Origin of the sequence: Paenibacillus oceani (genome assembly GCF_014705615.1) — a bacterium.
Lineage (GTDB): Bacteria > Bacillota > Bacilli > Paenibacillales > NBRC-103111 > Paenibacillus_AB > Paenibacillus_AB oceani.
The window spans coordinates 59,974-78,635 of the sequence record NZ_JACXJA010000009.1; the positions used below are offsets into that span (position 1 = coordinate 59,974).

Here is an 18,662-nt window from a genome sequence, read left to right on the forward strand (position 1 = left end):
AAATCAGTCTGCTGCCCATGCGATCAGGACATCAGCTTTTCCAACAATTCGATAGAGCCAAGCGTGAACGGTTCGCAAGCCGACTCCGTGAAGGGGGTCGTCTTCATTTCATAGCCCCCCAAGCCGTCGCGGAATGCTTCCAGGGTCGGCAGGTAGCCGGTGTATCCATTGCCGAGACTGCTGAACAACGTATGAGTAAAGGGCGATCTTGCTCCGATTTTGCCGACATATCCATTGAATATTTCTCCGGAAGCCGTCAAAATAGCCAAGTCCCCCAAACGTACAGCCATTAGGACTACATCCATGTGAGAACGGTGGAACCCGTTGACAGTCGGTAGTTGGACGACCTTCTGCATCGTTCTTAACGGAACGGAGACAACGGTTGACATTCTCCGCATCGCTTCGGAAATATCGCCGCGCAGCTTCCGTCCCGCCTCGACGGCAAACGGATAAGTATCCTCTTTCATCCCGCTGGTAGGACCGCATAAGAGCGGGCCGACATCCCCGGTGAATCCTTGCAGGAACAGCGAGACAAAGCCGTCTCCAAAGTCGTTCTCGACCGAGTTCATCGCGAGGCCGACCATCTCCGAACTGATCCGGTTTGCGCTATTCCACACCATCGTTGGATGCACGGCGCAATTGACGATGCTTGCAACCGGTTTACCGTCCAACGATTCGAAGAGGAGCACGTAGAGCGATTTGTCGACCGGAAGTTCAGGATTCGCTTTTAGCCCGGGTCTGCGGTTCGCGGAGATGCTGCAACTCCCTGAACCGACTTTCAGTCGCACGGGCACAAGGGATTGCGTTAACTCGCGAATCTTGTCGCGAATGCGGGACGTGTATTTCTCGTTGAAGTGAACAGGGGCGCTATGCGTATGCGTCGCATTCACGGTCACGTGTTCTTCCGCAATGCCTGCGGCTACCGCCCAGGACCGCCTGGTACCGGCTGGAAACGTATTGCTGAACCCGCGATAAAGCCATGGATGTCCGGACGGATCGGGTACCTCCACGAAGTCTTCATTGGACAGGCCGCAGTCCGGGCTGACGATCACGCATCGGTTTTGTCCATCGTCCAATATGGCGATTCTGGCATACAGCTCATCCAAAATATCCGTTGCCGGATTAGCCGCGAATTGCCTCGGGTCGTATCCTTGCAGAGGCATCGTTTCTTCGGGAGTAATATTTACTTTTCCGAAAGCGGCTTTCAACGTTCCGGACATATCGGTCACCTCTTCATATAATTTATTTATTTAAATATATTACGAATAAATCGAGTTGTAAATTAATGTTTTGAATTTAAATGTGAGCTTACTTGCATCCTCTCCAGATTTGAACGAAGAGAGGTAGTCGTGATATGCTTTATAGAATAAATTATATTGAAGGCCGGAAGGATGAACCGACACCATGCGTGAAGAGATAATGAACAATATCATGAAAGCATTAAACGAACGCGAAATCGAGGCTCTTCGATGGATTCGCCGGCATGACGGCATATCGCGCAAGGCGCTCGCCGAGGCGATGGGTTTATCGCAAGCCAGCATAACCAATATGAGCAAAGAGCTGATAGACCGGCAATATGTTGTGGAGGGCGAGCGGGTCGGCCAAGGAATGGGCAGAAAAGAGGTGATGCTGCAAATCAATCCAAACAAGTTTCGTTACTTGGGGATCGATATCGGAGGTTACCTTTTCCGAATAGCCTTATCCGACAGCAACCTTACGATCATCCGGGAGCAAGTTTGCTTAATAGAAGAGTTCAAGCGCGATAAGGACCCTCTACCGGCCATGCTCGATAAAATCAAACGTTTTCTTGAAGATGCGGGCATATCGGCAGCCGAGATCGATGCGGCGGGGATTGGAGTGAGCGGCATTGTGGATGCCGCTCGAAGACGCATCGTTAACGTACCTAATATCGCCGATTGGGAAGAGCTGGACATCGTATCCGTATTTGAGCGCCATCTGGGATGCCCTGTTTTTTTGGACGAAAGCGGACGGGCCATGGCAGTCGCCGAGAAAGTGTTCGGGCAGGCCAAATCGGTTAACGATTTTATTATCGTACATATTGCTTACAGTATCGTAGCTGGAATTACGATTAACGGGCAACTGCTGCGGGGTTTTAACAACGTAGGCGGACTTCTGGGCCATATTACAGCGGACGAACGCGCCGGAAGATGCTTATGCGGCAATTACGGATGTCTGGAAAACCTTGTCACGTTTCCGATGATCAAGTCGGCGTACCAGCGGGAATCGGGCAACCAGGAGTCGGTTCTGGATGCGCTCAAGAAGAACGACAAGACCGCGATCGACGTTTGTATCTCCGCCGGCAAAGCGATCGGAATCGCTTTGAGCAATACGGTCAATTTGTTTAATCCCGAAGTCATCTATATAAGCGGTCCCGTATTCGAGAATCTGCCGATCGTCTTCGAGGAAACGAAACGAACGATTCTGCTGCGTGCGAATCGCTATGCTACCGTAAATTTGCGGCTGCTTTCCAGCTCTTACGGCCACAATCAAGGTATGATGGGAGCGCTCGCCTTGGCCGGTACATCGATTCTGGCGTAAGGGTGGAAGCTGCTTCATACATTCCTGATCATGAAGGAACTTTTTTCGCTAATCGTTTATTCTCGAGCAATCGAAGGAGAATAGACGAAGTAACGGAAAGGAGTTCCTTTATTTCATCGTGGAAAAGGCTTCGAATAGAAGCTTTTCTTATTGCTGCTGATAAAGAACATTTTTTTTAATATATAATTCAAATTATGTATTTACTAAAATAATATCATGTCATATAATTCAAATTGTAAATTAATTTAATCTTCTAGGAGTGATCCCGGTGGAAGCGAGCAAATTTAATGACCGCAAACCCGTGCGGACAAAGCCTTGGTCATTCGGGCTGATAAGTTCAGAAGAGATTGGGGACTTGGAGAAAGAATACGTGCTGCGAGTCCTGCAGAAGAAACGCTTGTTCCGTTACGGCGGCAGACAGGATCAGTCGGAAGCTTACGCACTCGAGCAAATGTATAAGGAACGGACAAACGTGAAGCACGGTTTGGCTGTTAATGCCGGCACATCCGCCCTTATCTCGGCTTTGATCGGGGCCGGAGTCGGCCCGGGGGACGAAGTTATAATTCCTTCTTATACGTATATCGCCACGGCAACAGCTGTATTGATCGCTCGAGCCGTTCCGGTCATCGTCGAGGTGGACGACAGTTTGACGATGGACCCGCAAGCTTTTGAGGCTGCCATTACGACATATACAAAAGCTGTCATTCCGGTGCATATGCGAGGTGTTCCTTGCCAGATGGACGAGATCTTGGCGATTGCGGACAAAGCTAGTCTGACCGTGATCGAGGATGTGGCTCAAGCGAACGGCGGATCGTATAAAGGCAGGGCCCTCGGTTCGCTGGGCCATGCCGGCTGCCTCAGCTTTCAGCAATACAAGCTGGTTACGGCTGGCGAAGGCGGGATGCTGCTGACGAGCGATGATTCGATTTATGCCCGGGCGAGTATTTACCACGATTCGGCGTTTACGTTTTGGGGCAACAACCGCTTCGCGCGCTGGGGGACAGAAAGCAGCGTCGACTTTGATCCGTTCCCCGGCGAGAATTACCGGATGAGCGAGCTGAATGCCGCTCTGGCTATGGCTCAATCACAGCGAATCGATTCGCTCGTAGATCGGCTGCAGAGGCTGAAAGGCCGGATCGTGGAAGGGATTCGCGATATTCCGAACATCCGGCTGCAACGTATACCGGACCCGGCAGGGGACGTCTCGTACAGTCTCGTGTTTTACTTGCCGACAGTGGCGCAAGCGCAGCGGTTCTCAAGTGAATTGCAGCAGGAAGGAATCCCGAACGGTACGATCGACAATAACGGCTTCGCAGACCGGCACATCTATAAAAACTGGACTTATGTGATGAATAAGGTAGCGATATCGGACAAAGACAATCCATGGACGAATGAGCATTATAAAGGCCATGTGGAATACGCTCCGGATATGTGCCCGCGTACGCTGGATTGGCTAAGCAGGGCGATATCCGTATCGCTTCATCAATCGATGACGGACGAAGATGCCGACGATCTGATCGAGGCCGTACGCAAGGTAGCGGCGACTATATAGATGGAGGCAGGCGCCGGGTCTTGTTGCCTGGGCGCGAACGGGGATATTTTCGGGATAAAGGCCGGTACGCATCGGGATGATCGGCTATAAATTCATGGGCAAGGCGCATAGTCACGTCTACCGCGATTTGCCGTTTTATTTCGATACGGAAGCGGTGCCCGTCATGCGGGCGATCGCGGGAAGGGACCCGGACGGGACGAGAGCGGCAGCGGAGAAAATGGGCTGGGCCGCGTACGAGTCACAGATGGAGAGATGGATGGCTTAAAGCGCTGGAATCGTTTGCAGGGCCGCATTTGGATGCGGTTCTTTTTTTCGTATGGCGCACCTATCGCCGGAATCGCCGGTTAGCTCCTGGTGCTGTGCATGAAGCGCATACACGTGCCGGTTATCCTTTGTACAAGCGGAAGAATTACTTCCGTTATTCTCGCAAGATACGCAATTTTCACGCATTAGCGGAAGTTTGGTTTCCGTTATTTCGAATTTGCACGGTGAAATAGACGATGGAACTGAAAATAACGGAACTCATTGTTCCGCTATTTGCTGATTTTCTGCCGCGAACAACAGATAACGGAAGTAAAACTTCCGCTAGAAGCATCAAACAGGCGGATTGGAAGCCGGTTGCTGCCTGCCGGACGATTCGGCTGTTACGCAGCCCGATAACCCCCCACCGTAAAAAAGGATAAGAACGTGTTAAAAACCGTCATATCCGAAAGGAGGTCATCCGAGGTATCCTCTTCTCAGGAGGGGACGATACTTATGAGACAATTGGAGGAGCATATCGCACAGGGGGAGGAGAAGCGCAGTACACAACCAAAACAAAATCCGATACGTGCCGTTATTATCGGTGCCGGACACCGGAGTATGCTGTATGCGTCGTATTCCGTCTCGCATGCCGACGAGTTGGAGATCGTAGGGGTCGTTGAACCGGACGACGTGCGGAGGAAGATAGCGATGGACGCCTACCGTCTCCCGCCGGAGCGCTGCTATACGTCGATCGAACAAATGACAGCCGGGCCGCTCATTGCGGACGTCGCCTTTAACGGCACGATGGATTATCTGCACGTGGCGACGACGCTGCCTTTGCTGGAAGCGGGCTACGATGTCCTTCTGGAGAAGCCGATCGGAGTGTCCGAGGAGGAGGTACGCGAACTGCAGGCGGCTGCAAATCGCTTGGGGCGTACGGTAATGATTTGCCATGAATTGAGATTCGCGCCGTTTTACGCGGAGATTCGCAAGCGAATTCTCGAAGGAGCGATCGGCGAAATCATCAACATGCAGTTTGCGGAAAATGTAAGCTACCACCATATTGCCAGCGCGTACGTGCGGGGCAAGTGGAACAGCCAGAAGAGCGGCGGTTCCTCGATGCTGATGGCGAAATGCTGTCACGATCTGGATTTGATGGTATGGATGAAAGCGGGCATCCGGCCGAAGCACGTCTCCAGTATGGGGGGACGGATGTTTTTCCGCGAAGAGCAAAAGCCGGCCGGGGCGGGCACGAGATGTCTCGTGGACTGTCCGCTCGTCGACAGCTGCGAATATTCCGCCAAAAAGATGTATCTAGAGCTCAACCTGTGGGGCGCCTATGTATGGCACGGGATTGAGCATCTGGGCGAGCGGCCTACCGAGGAGCAAAAACGGGAATCGCTTTGCTCGGACAATCCGTTCGGAAGATGTGTATGGGCAAGCGATAACGATGTCGTCGATCATCAAGCGGTTGTTGTGGAGTTTGCGGACGGGGGGACAGGCACGTTCAGCTTGAACGGCAATACCGCCAAACCTTGCCGCCGTCTGCATCTGGTCGGCACCCGTGGCGAGATTGAAGGCGTGCTGGAGGACGGCTTTTTCACGCTCCGTTATCCGGACCTGTCGGCCCCCCACGGTTACCGGGAAGAGCAGGTGAGCGTCGATGTGACCGATAATATGCATGGTGGCGGCGATATGCGGCTTGTAACCGATTTCCTGCGCGTCGTCCGGGGCGAGGAGCCGTCCCTGTCTACGACCACCCTCGACGATTCGGTGTACGGCCATTTTGTCGGATTTGCGGCAGATCGGTCCCGAGTCGGCGGACATCAGGTTCAACTGTAGATCAACTGAAGATCGACTGTAGTTCAATTGTACCGTTTCCCCCAAAGTGACGAATGTGTGGAGTGCTAACGCCGGGTCCTTTCGGGGGACTCCAAACTCCATAAGCTGAGAACGCTTTCATCTTTGATCTTGATGCAGAATTACTAGTATCGCAAATTCACTTTGAACAAAACAAGGGGGATCAACCATGAAACTTTGGAAAAAAACGATGGTGCTCGGTTTGTGCTTGCCTGCGCTGGCTTTATCCGCATGTTCGTCCGGTTCGGGCGGCGGCAAGGCGGCGGGAGACCCGACTGCGCCGGAAGCGCCAAAACAAATAAGCAACGATCCGGTTACGTTAACGATCTACTATTATGGCGGAGACTTGACGGATGAAGAGTTTCAAACGTATTTCGTAAAACCAGTCGGCCAGAAATATCCGCACATCACGCTTAACCTGGTGAGAAACGCGCCGGGAACCAAGCTGGAGGACCTGGTCGCAACCGGAGCTTCGCCGGACTTGATCTATTCGCCGAAAGGGTACATGGAAGATTTCTTCAGCTTGAACATCGTGCAGGATCTGGACAGTTACGTTCGCGAGCAGAAGATGGATCTGGGCCGGTTCGAGAACGTGACGATAGACAGTCTCCAGTCGTATGCGCCGAAATTCAAATTGGCAGCGCTGCCATTCTCGTATAACAGCTCGGCGTTGTTTTACAACAAAGATATTTTCGACAAATTCGGTGTCGCCTACCCCGTCGACAAAATGACCTGGGACGATGTGATCGAGCTTGGTAAGCGGGTATCGCGCAAGGACGGGGACGTATTCTACAAAGCGATTTATCCGTCTTTGCTGACCCAATTCGCTTCACAGCTGGCCGTATCGTATACCGATCCGAAGACGGGAGCGCCGGCGCTGGACCAGGACAGCTGGAAAAAAGCCGCGACCACGTTCAAGCAGCTGTACGACTTGCCTGAAAACCGGACGACGAAGCTGAACAACTTTTTCGTGGAACGGGATGTGGCGATGTATGCCGGCGTAACGACGTATACGTTCGGTCAAGTGAAAGAGCTGGCAAGCAAAGGTACGCCGCTTAACTGGGACCTGGTCTCTTATCCGAACTACGCGGAGACCCGGGGACAGTCGATGGCGCTGGATTCGCTTGTGCTGATCATGACTTCCGCAAGCAAGCACAAGGATCAAGTGTTCCGCGTGATGGACGTTGTGACGAGCACCGATAGCCAGCTTGCGCTGAGCAAGGTCGGCCGCCTGCCTGCGCTGAAAGATCCGAAGCTGAAAGAAGAGTTCGGCAGCAGCAATCCTGCGCTGCAGGGCAAAAACGTCAAAGCGCTGTTCCTGAATACGCCGCCGATTCAAAATATGGGACCGTACGATCTCGAGGTCGCCCGCCTGCTGAACTCGATCCAAGCGAAGCTGACCAACGGAGAAGAGGATGTGAACACGTTTTTGCGCAAGGCGAGCGAGCAGGCGAAGCTGAAGATTGCCGAGAAAAAAGCGACGGGCGGCTGAACCAAGCCGTATCCCGTAACCGTTCTTTTATGATAGATTGAAGAAACAGATCATCTATTATAGGGAAGTTGGCATGGCGCAGTCTGAAGTCGATACGGCGTATGCGGACATGCACGGGAAGGGGAGACGGATGATTCATCTGAACGATCATGTGGAACCGATCCATTATCAGAGCGACTTGCTGGCGATCAAGATCATCGAGGTGAGGAACGACTGGGAGCTTGGCCTCTTGAGATGGCATTATCACAAAGAGCTGGAGTTCATCTACGTCAAGAAAGGGTCCGTCGTGTTCCATACGGTCGATCAAAGCTATCGGCTGCATAAGGGGGACGTCCTGCTGATCGGCTCGAACCAGCTGCATGCCAACCAGCGATCCGATTGCGACGAAGCCGTCTACCTCGTGATGCATGTAAAATTGCTTCCCTATTTTGAACCGGCGATTACGCCGTATTACCATTACTTCTCCGAGTATCATCGTCCGCTTAGCGAGCTGAATGTTATCTTTCGCGAAAATGACGAAGTGAGACGTTTGGCCGGACAGAACATCCGGCATATTTTCAAGGAAATGCAGTCCCAGGCGGACGGTTTTGAAATCGCGGTTAGTCTGTACTTGAAGCAGATTTTGCTCAGCCTGTACCGGAACGATCGTAAAAGAGCCGATGTACGCAACCGGACGGACCTGCACGCGCTCCAGCCTGTGTTCCAGTACATCGACCGGCAGTTGACGGACAAAATCGAGATGAAAGAGGCGTGCAAGCTGCTGAACATGAGCTACAGTTACTTTTCGAAGCATTTCAAGGAAGTCGTGGGGACGTCGTTCATCGAATACGTCAACTTCAAACGGATTCATATGGCCGAACGGCATCTCGCGACGAAGTCCGCCAGCATTAACGAAGTGGCACGTATGGTCGGGCTTGAGAACATCACCCACTTTTACCGGCTGTTCCAGAAGTATAACGGCTGTACGCCCAAACAGTATGTAGCGCGGTTAAGACAGCGCGGGTAGGCGATGCGGGGAGCAACAGTCCGGCAGGCCGTATCATCGGTCTGGAAAAGCCCAAGACCTTCGCGGTTGTGCGAGTATCAAAAAGTGCCTCTCGGCAGATGAGCCGGGAGGTTTTTTGCCGTGCCCACGCCGGAACATGTAAGTTTGTGAAAGAGGGACAGCTGCAAGGCGTTACTTCGTCTAGAAGCTAACCTTGCGATGAGGCAGATCGGCAACCGCAACCCAGTTTCCGCCGGATGACAGCGGCATGCTATGTTCAATCGGTACGACATATCGTTTGCCGAGATTGTTCGAGTTTTTTTATACGAATTTGTAAGATTCCAGTATGTGCCATTACCTGGCATAATGACAATATCCAAGTACAAGGAGTTGAGCAGCGTGTCGAATTCGAAGCTGATTATTCGAGAGGTCCGGCAAGACGACGATTTCGAGCAGATGACTAGCTGGTTAAAGGAAAATGGAAGGTCTGTGGCACTTCATGCCGATCAAGTGAGAACTATGTTCTTCCCCAAGACGTGGCCGTTCCCGCGAAAAAGTTACGTGACCGAGGTGGAGTCGAAGATTGTAGCAATGATGATGCTTGATCTGAGGGATCGGCATGGAGTTATCACGTGTACAATCCAAGAGGCCGATGTCGATCATCTCGAAGTGCTGAACGGGATGCTGGAAAAGTGTGCGGACGATATTCTCGAGCGGGGAGGCACGTATCTGGCGTATTTTGCCCAGACGGAGCTCGGACAACTGCAGAACCGGGAGCTCTATCTGCTCGAACGTCTGGGCTTTCGCACAGCGGATGAATATATGCGCGTCTCCGCCCGTCTTTCCATGGACGAATGGGAGGCGTCTGAAGAAATGGACACCGCTAACCTTAACGCGGAAGCGCTGAGTTTAGAGGAGGTGCATCGGATTTTGACCGATGACGGCAATGCTCCGAATGCGATCATTTTTCAACACCAGTTTCAAACGGTCGAGACTAGCAACGTGATCCTGACATTGCGCAACGATCAGCAGGAGATCACCGCCATTGCCTATTATAAGGTAAAAAAGGTAGACCCGAGCAGCGACGTTTTGTCGGCGACCGCTTTCAACCTTCACTTTCGTCCAGCATTCGAATTGACGAAGCAAGAGAAAAGGCAGTTTCTGCAAGGCGTTTTGCACTCGATGAAGCAGTTGGACATTCGCAAGGTCAACTCCTTAATGTCTATGAAACATGTGGATGTGTTTACGCTAATGGTTCGGGAAGGATTCGACGAGATCCACAGCAGTTTCTTTGCCTTAACCAAAGCGATCGGGCGCGGACATGAAACGGTATAATAACGCGCGCGATGTGCTGCCGGAAAGTCTCATACGGGAGATTCAGAAATATGTCAGGGGCGCGCATCTGTATATTCCGCAGACCGAACGGAAGGGTTGGGGAGAAACAAGCGGAGCGCGGGACGAGCTGGAGCGTCGGAACAAAGAAATATACCAGAAATATATGGACGGGATCGGAGTAACGGAGTTGTCAGAAATTTATCATCTGAGCGAAGAACGGATACGAGGGATTTTGTATGAGCTGCATACGGAGTAGACGGTGAGAGTAACAGGGGAATAGGGGAAGGAGTGATACTTCAGGAGGCTGACGATGCCAGGCAGCTTTTGTTGAGAGGCCTGAATGCATGAGTTCTTCCCCGTACTACGGCGCGTAAAGGGCTTCCTTACTAGTCGCTAGTCGAGTCAACTGGCGTCGCAAGTTGCTTATCGTTGTTTATCGTGGCCGCTCGGCTCTCTGTCTTGCTAGCTGGGGGAGAGGGGGACCGCAACTTTTATTTTGTCCGAAAACCGGCTTCGGCGCGGAATAAGAGCGGTTTGAAGCCGCTAATATCCGCGAAAAAGGTGCAGACCCCTTCAGTTGTAAGTGATGTGGAATGGCTATGAACATTAGTGAACAAATCAACTATGGAATCAGGTCATCGTTCGGGTGAAACGAATCGGGCGAGGCAACGAAATTCGGGATTATGTAGCACCGGCGAGCATGTTTTTATTTGCGGCTAATGAACAAACGGAGCTGTGGGCAGACGGAGACGTATGTTGTCCGAGCGGTTTCATTTGCAGCATATCGGCAAAAGGCAACAAGGTGCCTGCCCGTCCGCAACGTGTAGCGGCTCCGGCATTTTTGGGTACGGTATTGGCGCTTGGCGTCCGGCCGATCGCATCTGAAACGTTGTTGATGCAAAAGCCGACCGACAGAATAAGAGCGGTTCGTACCTTTTATTTTGTCTAAAACCTGCTTGGATGAGGATCTAAGAGCGGTTTGGAGCTTCTAATTTCAGCGAAACGGGTGCATACCCGACTGGTTAGCTGAAATAAGGGGCACAAACCGCCTCTATTCGTCTCTGTCAGCCCAATATGCCGAAAATAAAGGGTGCGAGAGACTCTTATTATGCGAGAGAGCCCATACGCAGGTTCCGTTTCAGCGAAGCCGACTCGTTTTGCCCGCAAGAAAGAGAGGTACGGTCTCATTTGAAGTCGAAGGGGCTCCCAAAACCTTATCAATAAGCGGCTGGAGCCAAGGTACCCATTCTCTTCCACATACCAGAGTGCGGGTCGCACATCAAAGGACCGTCCGGATCGTTCCGGACGGTTTTCTTATCCATGCTTGTCCTTATCACGATTTTTGTTTATTTGTACTGATGTACAAAATAAATGATCATGGATAGTCTAATGTACAAAATTAAAGATTGACAGCGGTTTCACAACTTCTATAAGATGCAATTAACACAATTTTACATAATTAACAACTACTAATGTACAAAATGATCGTTGTTTGTACATCAGGAAGGAGGGGGAGTTATTAAACCGACCATCCAAGGAACGGTTCCAGTATCAGCTGGACAACGTGATCGCTACGCTCCGTCAGGAGATTATCGACGGAACCTATGCGCCTCAGTCGTATCTGCCTTCAGAGATGGCCTTGTCGAAACGGTTTCAATTTAGCAACAAGTCGATCCGCAAAGGGCTTGAAGTGCTGGAAGAAGCGGGCTTCATCCGCAAAATTCCCCGGGTCGGCAATCAGGTTCAACCGCTGCATCCGCATACGACGTTACGTTTCAACTGCAGCCGAACCATATTGCGAGATTTGCAGCTGGAGAAGCTAATCGACGATTTTCACCAGTTGTATCCACGCATTCAGATCGAGACGGTTGCGTACTACAGACCGGTATCGGAAGTATTAAGCAGCGAACACAGCGAGATGGATCTGATCAGTGTCAACAATCACCAATTCCAGGAGCTCGTCAAGCAAGACTTGGCCGAGACGTTTGCGCCTTTGCCGGAGCCGGAAGAGACGCATCCGCTCCTGCTGGAGCCGTTTCGTGACGGGGGGACGCTTCGTGCTCAGCCGCTTGTGTTTGGTCCGGTCGTTCTCTGTTACAACAAGGCGCATTTTGAGGAATGCGGCATTCCGGAGCCGGACGGAAGCTGGACTTGGGATCAGTTGTTCCACAGTGCGACAGCTTTATCGAACGGCGCCGGCCGTTACGGCTTTGGCTTCCATGCCATATCGGAAAACCGCTGGCCGATCTTTTTGCTGCAAAGCGGCATCCGAAGCGAGTGGGAAGCTCCGTGGGAAAGTGAAGCGCTGCGGCGAAAACTCGCGCACAACATGAGCATTTGCAAAAACATTTTGCACAACCGCGCTATGTCGCCGCTGTACTTGTCTCAGGATGACAAGGAAATCAACCGGTTGTTCCGGGAAGGTAAAATTTCCATGCTGCTCGCCAGTTTTCCGCAGTTGAAAGATTTTCTCGAATCCGGCTTGGACTTTGATGTATCTCCAGTTCCGTTCCAGTACGATCCGGCGACTCTTTTTTTTCCATTGGCGCCGCCGTCAACCGGCATTCTGAGCATAAGGAAGAGGCATTGCTTATTTTGCAGTATATGGCGTCGCAGAGAGCCCAGGAGATCATCCAGGCGCATTCGTTCAGCCTTCCGAGCTGCCGGCGGCTGTGGGAACGGCCCGTTGCGGGCCGTCAGAAGAGACCGGACCGCTATGCGATGTTCCGGGAAATCCTGTTTACGTTCCGGACGTATCACGTCTTGTTTTTTTCGGAATCCCTTCGCCTTAGGCTGCTGAGCCATTTGAAGGAATATTGGGCGGACATGATCGATGTTGAGCAGCTGTGCGACCGCATATTCAGCCCGAAGAACTTTATTGAGAATAGCGGGGATCGGAGGGGTAACCGTAGCTGCGGGCGCATGTCGGCGAGCTGACGGGGATTTCGGCGTTCAAAGCCGATACCCACGAGAAGCCGAACAACGGCGGAACCGTTCCTTCCTCGCATGTGACGTTCTCAGGCAATATCGTCCGCAATTTCAAGCTGGAGCCGAATCTGGGGACCCAATATGCCATTCGGATAAACGGCATTCGTATTACCGCGATCGGCAACCAGTTTGAGAACTATTACGGCAGGGGCGTCGATATGTCGCGAAACGCCAAAGAATGTACGATCGTCGGCAATCTGTTCGTATCGAACGGGCAAACGGTCGGTTCCGGCATCTACAACTCTTCAAACGGCGGGCGAATGCGAATAGCGAACAACGAGATCCAAAACTCGGGTGGCTCGGGTATCGAGCGTTATGCATCGAACGATCTCGTCATTGAGGGCAACACGATCCGCAATGCCGCTTATTACGGGATCAGCTTGACATATTGCCATCGGGTTGTCGTCAATGCCAACGTATGCGTGGACAATTTGCGCGAGGGTATCCTCGTTTCCGTCGGCAGCGACCGCGTCAATGTGGCCAACAACTTAATCTGCGATACGCGAGCGGGAGCGGCCCGGACTCAGCAGTACGGCATTCGACTGGTGGATAGTGCCACCAACATCGAGCTTGCGCACAATCAGTCGTACAACAATACGACGGCGGATATCGTATATGGGACGACGCCGGTCACAACGATCGAACGTGGGTTCAAAACGTGGTATTCGAACAGTTTGCCGACGACAGGCGCCTGGAAGGAAGGCGACAAAGTGGTTTGTATCCTTCCCGGGGCGGCCGGCCATATCGGGTGGATCTGTGTATCGGCGGGGACGTTTGGCGCGACTGCACCGTGTTTCAACCCTATGGCGTTTTGTAAGCTGGCGCGAGCATGGGAGGAACGTTTCAGGAGAGAAACACGGGAAAAGGGTTGAAGCATGAAAACGAAATGGCTAGTGCATGGAGTTGCATGGGTGGTTGCGAGTACGATGTTGATCAGTTGTTCAGGAAAGCCGGGCGCTGCTGCCGATCCGGGGGTGTCGAAAGCGGAGGACGTGCAGGAGGCGAAGCAGCTCAGCACCGAACCGGTTACACTCCGGGTGAACAACTGGAATACGGCGTTTCAGCAAGCGGAGTTCGATACCTTTTTTGCCGAACCGGTCCGCAAAAAATATCCGTTCATTACATTGGAGTATTTGGATTTTACTAAAAGTTCCGCCAATACGATCGAAAATTTGATGGCCGAGCCAACAATACCATCGAAGCAAAAAAGAACTAATGGCTGCCCATTCGATCGGATTCATTTAGCAGCGAGCCGCAACGGAAAATCATTGACGATTCCCGTAGTACGGATGTAAGATTTTTACTAAAGTGAAGAAGGAAAGAAGTGAGGGCCATGGTTCATATCTACATCCATATCAAAACCCTTGCTCAGGATCACACAGAGAAAACGACCGCAAGCAGGGGATGAACTTCAACGTGCTGCTGTTTCTTTGTGCGAAGACTTTGGGTGTACATGCCCGAAGTCTTTTTTTCTGCATAGGCGTAGTTAACGATCAAATGTGCGACTCCATCGTTACAAAGAAAAATCAAAAAAGATGTTCAAATCCAGTTCGTCACCGGCATCTATCTTAGTAAGCCATAGAGAAACGGGAGGGAACATGGGAGCAGGTAACGACAGTACATTCGGGTTCGGCAAGCCTCCTTTGGAAATTGAGGCATCCGGCGTTCGCGATCAGGACCTTGTAGAACGGGCGCAGCAAGGAGATACTGAAGCGTTCGGCGAGCTAATCGAACAGTATCGCGGCAAAGCGCACGGCTGGGCGGAACGTATGACCGGGGACCCTCATATGGCCGACGATATTGTTCAGGATGCGCTTATCCGGGCGTTTCTGCATGTGGGCTCGCTCGCCGATACGAGCCGTTTTCTTCCTTGGCTGCACCGGATCGTGCGCAACCAGGCGAATATGCGGTTGCGCCGAGGCGGAGTTCACCGGAAAGAGCGGCCGTTTGCATCTATGGGCGTAACGGATTCTGCTGACGGTTCCAGGGTCGACTGGGGGAATCTGGACAGCATACTTTATCATTTGACCCGTAAGGCGGCCGGTGCAGCGGAACAGGAGCAGGATCCGGCGGAGCATCTAATGCGCAAGGAACTATACGAGACGATTCATGCTTTACTGCACTGTCTGAACCGCAAGGAAAAAGAGATTTTCAAAGCTTATTTTTTCCGTCAATTGAGCCCTGACGAGATCGCCTCCATGTACAAGATGACAACCGGATCGGTATATACCTATATTCACCGTTCCCGTCAGAAGCTGCGCAAGGAGCATATCCGCATCTCGCTTGGTCTGGCACCGGAAAAGAAGGAGAGTAGCGGAATGTCAACGGCTAAGAGGATTCAGTTGCCGGCGGGGCAAGCGGATGATTCCATTCGCTGTACGTTCGTGGACGGCATCCGGCGTATGCTGGACATGTTCGGTGATCGGCGAGATGCGGCGGAGCTGATGGGAGTGTCCGCCTTTGCGTTCCGCATGAAGATTTCGGATCGAACGACTTTCGCCGATGGGATCTATATGTTTGATTGGCGACTGAATTTGCAGCGGCTGATGCAAGAGCTTGGCTATGAGGTTACGATGGTGTGCGGTCAGCTTGCGGATGCGCCGGTTCCACTGCTGGGGGCGGTGGAACGGTTTCCGGTTGTGCTTCGTCTCGAGGAAGCTTTGCTTCCGTTTCTGCGGAAGTTTATCGATGTTGGGAAAGCAGTGCTGATTTTCGATACGCAGGTATCCAAACCTTATGTGCACGAATGGGCAGTGGTCTACGGGTACGATGATGCGGCGCGCGTCCTGTATGTTACGGACCCGATGCTTCCGGAAGGGAAAACGGTAACGTATGACGATGCTGTGAACAATCCGGTCCGATTTCTTGCCGGTATTAGCGGCAAACGGAATCAGCCTGCAGACAGAAGCAGTCCGCGGGCGAAGCAAGAAGTGGAGCGAGAGCAAGCGCTGCGGACGATCCGTTTTGCGATCAACTATGCCAAGCAAGGCTGCGAATACAAGCCGCGAACCAACTATTTAACCTATACCTCGGGACTTGCGGCGTACGATCGTTGGATCGGTCACTTGCGCAGCCCGCATGGGTGGCCCAACCGTTATGGGATGGGACAGCTATCCTCCGTTTATGCGGAAGCGAAACGATATGCCGCCTTGTACTTGCGCGGCGTGCCGTTCGAAGGGAAAGCGATGCGGCTGACGCTGCTGGCCTCGGAGGCTTATGAGCAAGCGGCAGAGGCCATAGGGGAAATCAGCCGTCAGGTTCCCTTCATTCGGACATCGGAGGTAATGTCGCCGGAGCTGCGTGAAGCTTGTGCCGTCCAACTGGGTAGAGCCCGGTCATTTGAAAGTGCGGCAATCGAATATATGGAGAAAAGTATCGCTATTATGGATGGGGAAGAGGGAAACGAACCATGATCGAATTGCGATTTATGACGGAAATCCAGCATTACATGCCTATCGTACAGGCAGCCAAAGTTTCTTTCGAACGGCTTCACCCGGATGTGAACATCCGGATCGAGCAGGCGGTTGACGGCTTTGAAGCGGCGAAAGCGATGGGATCAGAAGAGGCGCCGGATCTGATTGAACTAGGCGGATTTCAAGTGGGCAATTCCGATGATCTGTTTCTCGATTTGCAACCGTATGCCCAGGACGATGGGTTATGGGAAGACTGGTATCCGGGTCTTCGGAGGGTCGTCACGCACAGCGGTATTTTGCCGGGATTGCCGCTGGAGATCATGATGCCGCTCGTTATCGTTAACAAAAACAAATTTGATGAAGCCGGCCTGCCCTATCCCACGGATGATTGGACGTGGGACGATATGGTGGAGCACGGGAAAAAGCTTACGATCCGCGATGCACAGGGCAATGTGTCTCAGTACGGACTGGGGATCGGCATCGATATCGAATGGTGGGAGCCGTTCGTCCTGCGTAATGGCGGCCGTTATGTCGCACCGGACGGATCGACGGCACACGGATACGTGGACAGTCCTGCGACGATTGAAGCGTTCCGCTTGATGATCGATGCCTTCCGGGTACATAAGATTGTCCGGATGCCGAACGAGCCTTCCCGTTACAGGGAGGGACAGGAGTATAAAGAGGCGGCGATGAATTTCGCATTCGGCTGGCATTTTCATCATCATCCGGACCCGGAACATGAATATGCCGTAGTTGGTTTGCCGTACATGCCGGGCGGGGTAAACGCGAATATGATTTATATGGCCGGAGCGCACGTGACGAAAAAATCGGCACACCCGCGTCTCGCATGGGAGTTTTTGCGACACTACATTTTGACCAGCCGGTCGTGGATTTTGCCGGTTACGAAATCAAGTGCGGTTGAACAGGGCTTGACAGAACACCCCGTCTGGTCGCGTTACCTTCAAGAGCTGGACGTTATTCAGCTCGGCGCCTTTTTCCTGAATCGCAAATGGAACGCCAGCCGGCAACTGATCAATGACGATATTCATCGTATGATCGTGGACGGTGCGGATGTGGCCCAGACGATGCGCTCTTGGACGAGATTTGGCTGATACAAACATCATCACTCTCGGTCAAAAAGAGAAGACGCCTCCTTATCGTTACTGTGCGGGAAAGGGAAGGCGTCTCTTCGTTTTCTGTACAGAACGTATGGTCCGGATCAGCTAAAAGGGAACTCGCGTATCTGTTTCCGGTATGGATCGGGCGCAGTTCCGACTTGTTTTTTAAATACCCGGCTAAAATGGGAAGGATGTTTGAAGCCCGACTTATAGCATACATCGGTTACGGAGTCATCCGGGCAATGATGGAACATTAATTTCGCCTGGTCGATTCGTCTTTTGAACAGGTAGTCAAACACGGTCATTCCGGTTACTTCCCTAAATACTTTCATCATATGGAACCGGTTCATATGAAGCTCTGACGCCATCCGGTCCAGCCCGATGTCCTCCATATACTTTTCTTCGATGTACGCCACGATTTGCTGAACATACCGTTCCCAATCGGAGACGCCGTTCCTGGCGGATTCCATCTCGCCCCGGCATAACTCATAGATCAGCATCAGCAGATCGTAAAAGGCGGCAAGCAGCCGGTTGCGGTGAACGGGGTCCTCTGAATAGTAGTAGCGGTTGATTCGCGATAAAATGTCTTCACACTCGGTCTTTGTCGCCGTACTTAATCGGATATGATGATTTCTCAACGTTTCAAACGGCTTTAACGGGTTGCAGGCAAGAAGGTTGTGCCCGAACAGCTGAACCAGGTGCGGGTCGAAGGAGAACATCGTCCGGACATACTCGGCAGACCGGTCTACCTTGGGGCAATGCGGGGTCAATCCGTTCATAATGATCAGATCGCCCGGCTGCAGAGGAATGGTACGATCCCCCAGCACATAATCGCACCGCCCGCCGTGAAAATAGTAGATCTCGTACTGCACATGCGAATGAACGAGAACCTGGCCTGCCAATAGTTTATTCCACTTGTAGTAAAAATGGTCGAATATGCAATATGAATGCGGTATCATCCCAATTCCACCTTGGCTCATGCCGATTTTTAATAAGTATACAACATTACGGGAGAGCAGAGAGCCGGATTTTTACGTCCGGACGCCAAAGCCGTCCGCCTAAAAAACACTCACAGTCATATAACCGCCAAAACCGCCCATCAACGGTCAAGAGTCTG

General features: G+C 52.1%; 17 protein-coding genes. 15 read left to right on the forward strand and 2 right to left on the reverse strand.

What is annotated here, in order from left to right:
- Positions 1-23: 23 nt before the first annotated feature.
- Entirely contained in the window at positions 24-1,220 is a 1,197-nt protein-coding gene (locus IDH45_RS09355) for a hypothetical protein (RefSeq protein WP_190926859.1), read from the reverse strand.
- Between the two features lie 184 nt (positions 1,221-1,404).
- On the opposite strand from IDH45_RS09355, the gene IDH45_RS09360 reads away from it, so the two are divergent.
- From IDH45_RS09360 to IDH45_RS09430, 15 genes are all read left to right on the forward strand, one after another.
- Complete coding sequence (locus IDH45_RS09360; RefSeq protein WP_190926862.1) at positions 1,405-2,559, forward strand: ROK family transcriptional regulator; 1,155 nt, start codon at positions 1,405-1,407, stop codon at positions 2,557-2,559.
- A gap of 355 nt (positions 2,560-2,914) precedes the next feature.
- On the forward strand, positions 2,915-4,111 hold the full coding sequence (locus tag IDH45_RS09365) for a DegT/DnrJ/EryC1/StrS family aminotransferase (RefSeq protein ID WP_190926864.1): 1,197 nt from the start codon (positions 2,915-2,917) through the stop codon (positions 4,109-4,111).
- 76 nt (positions 4,112-4,187) lie between these two features.
- Complete coding sequence (locus IDH45_RS09370; protein ID WP_190926866.1) at positions 4,188-4,376, forward strand: hypothetical protein; 189 nt, start codon at positions 4,188-4,190, stop codon at positions 4,374-4,376.
- Positions 4,377-4,611: 235 nt separating this feature from the next.
- The gene (locus IDH45_RS09375; RefSeq protein ID WP_190926868.1) at positions 4,612-4,794 is read left to right on the forward strand and encodes a hypothetical protein; all 183 of its coding nucleotides are present in this window, start codon (positions 4,612-4,614) and stop codon (positions 4,792-4,794) included.
- 73 nt (positions 4,795-4,867) lie between these two features.
- Positions 4,868-6,196, forward strand: coding sequence for a Gfo/Idh/MocA family protein (locus IDH45_RS09380; protein ID WP_190926870.1), 1,329 nt, complete (start codon positions 4,868-4,870; stop codon positions 6,194-6,196).
- Positions 6,197-6,383: 187 nt separating this feature from the next.
- A complete protein-coding gene (locus tag IDH45_RS09385; protein ID WP_190926872.1) occupies positions 6,384-7,706 on the forward strand; it encodes an ABC transporter substrate-binding protein in 1,323 nt (440 codons plus the stop codon).
- Between the two features lie 73 nt (positions 7,707-7,779).
- A complete protein-coding gene (locus IDH45_RS09390) occupies positions 7,780-8,712 on the forward strand; it encodes a helix-turn-helix domain-containing protein (protein ID WP_190926874.1) in 933 nt (310 codons plus the stop codon).
- A 378-nt stretch (positions 8,713-9,090) separates the two neighbouring features.
- Positions 9,091-10,026 (forward strand): hypothetical protein, encoded by a 936-nt coding sequence (locus IDH45_RS09395; protein WP_190926876.1) that lies wholly within the window; start codon positions 9,091-9,093, stop codon positions 10,024-10,026.
- Positions 10,013-10,282, forward strand: coding sequence for a CD3324 family protein (locus IDH45_RS09400; protein ID WP_190926878.1), 270 nt, complete (start codon positions 10,013-10,015; stop codon positions 10,280-10,282). The genes IDH45_RS09395 and IDH45_RS09400 overlap by 14 nt, the downstream gene beginning before the upstream one ends.
- A 390-nt stretch (positions 10,283-10,672) precedes the next feature.
- Entirely contained in the window at positions 10,673-10,975 is a 303-nt protein-coding gene (locus tag IDH45_RS09405) for a hypothetical protein (protein WP_190926881.1), read from the forward strand.
- Positions 10,976-11,518: 543 nt separating this feature from the next.
- The gene (locus IDH45_RS09410) at positions 11,519-12,826 is read left to right on the forward strand and encodes an extracellular solute-binding protein (protein ID WP_190926882.1); all 1,308 of its coding nucleotides are present in this window, start codon (positions 11,519-11,521) and stop codon (positions 12,824-12,826) included.
- Positions 12,827-13,034: 208 nt separating this feature from the next.
- A complete protein-coding gene (locus IDH45_RS09415) occupies positions 13,035-13,886 on the forward strand; it encodes a right-handed parallel beta-helix repeat-containing protein (RefSeq protein ID WP_190926884.1) in 852 nt (283 codons plus the stop codon).
- A gap of 3 nt (positions 13,887-13,889) precedes the next feature.
- Complete coding sequence (locus IDH45_RS09420) at positions 13,890-14,309, forward strand: hypothetical protein (RefSeq protein ID WP_190926886.1); 420 nt, start codon at positions 13,890-13,892, stop codon at positions 14,307-14,309.
- A 303-nt stretch (positions 14,310-14,612) separates the two neighbouring features.
- Positions 14,613-16,427 carry an RNA polymerase sigma factor gene (locus tag IDH45_RS09425; RefSeq protein WP_190926888.1) on the forward strand — a complete coding sequence of 605 codons (1,815 nt, stop codon included), beginning with the start codon at positions 14,613-14,615 and terminating at the stop codon, positions 16,425-16,427.
- Positions 16,424-17,539: an extracellular solute-binding protein gene (locus IDH45_RS09430; protein ID WP_190926890.1), complete on the forward strand. Its 1,116-nt coding sequence runs from the start codon at positions 16,424-16,426 to the stop codon at positions 17,537-17,539. Before IDH45_RS09425 ends, IDH45_RS09430 begins: the two co-directional genes overlap by 4 nt.
- A 107-nt stretch (positions 17,540-17,646) precedes the next feature.
- On the opposite strand, the gene IDH45_RS09435 is transcribed toward IDH45_RS09430, so the two are convergent.
- Positions 17,647-18,504 (reverse strand): helix-turn-helix transcriptional regulator, encoded by an 858-nt coding sequence (locus IDH45_RS09435; RefSeq protein WP_190926892.1) that lies wholly within the window; start codon positions 18,502-18,504, stop codon positions 17,647-17,649.
- Positions 18,505-18,662: the final 158 nt, after the last annotated feature.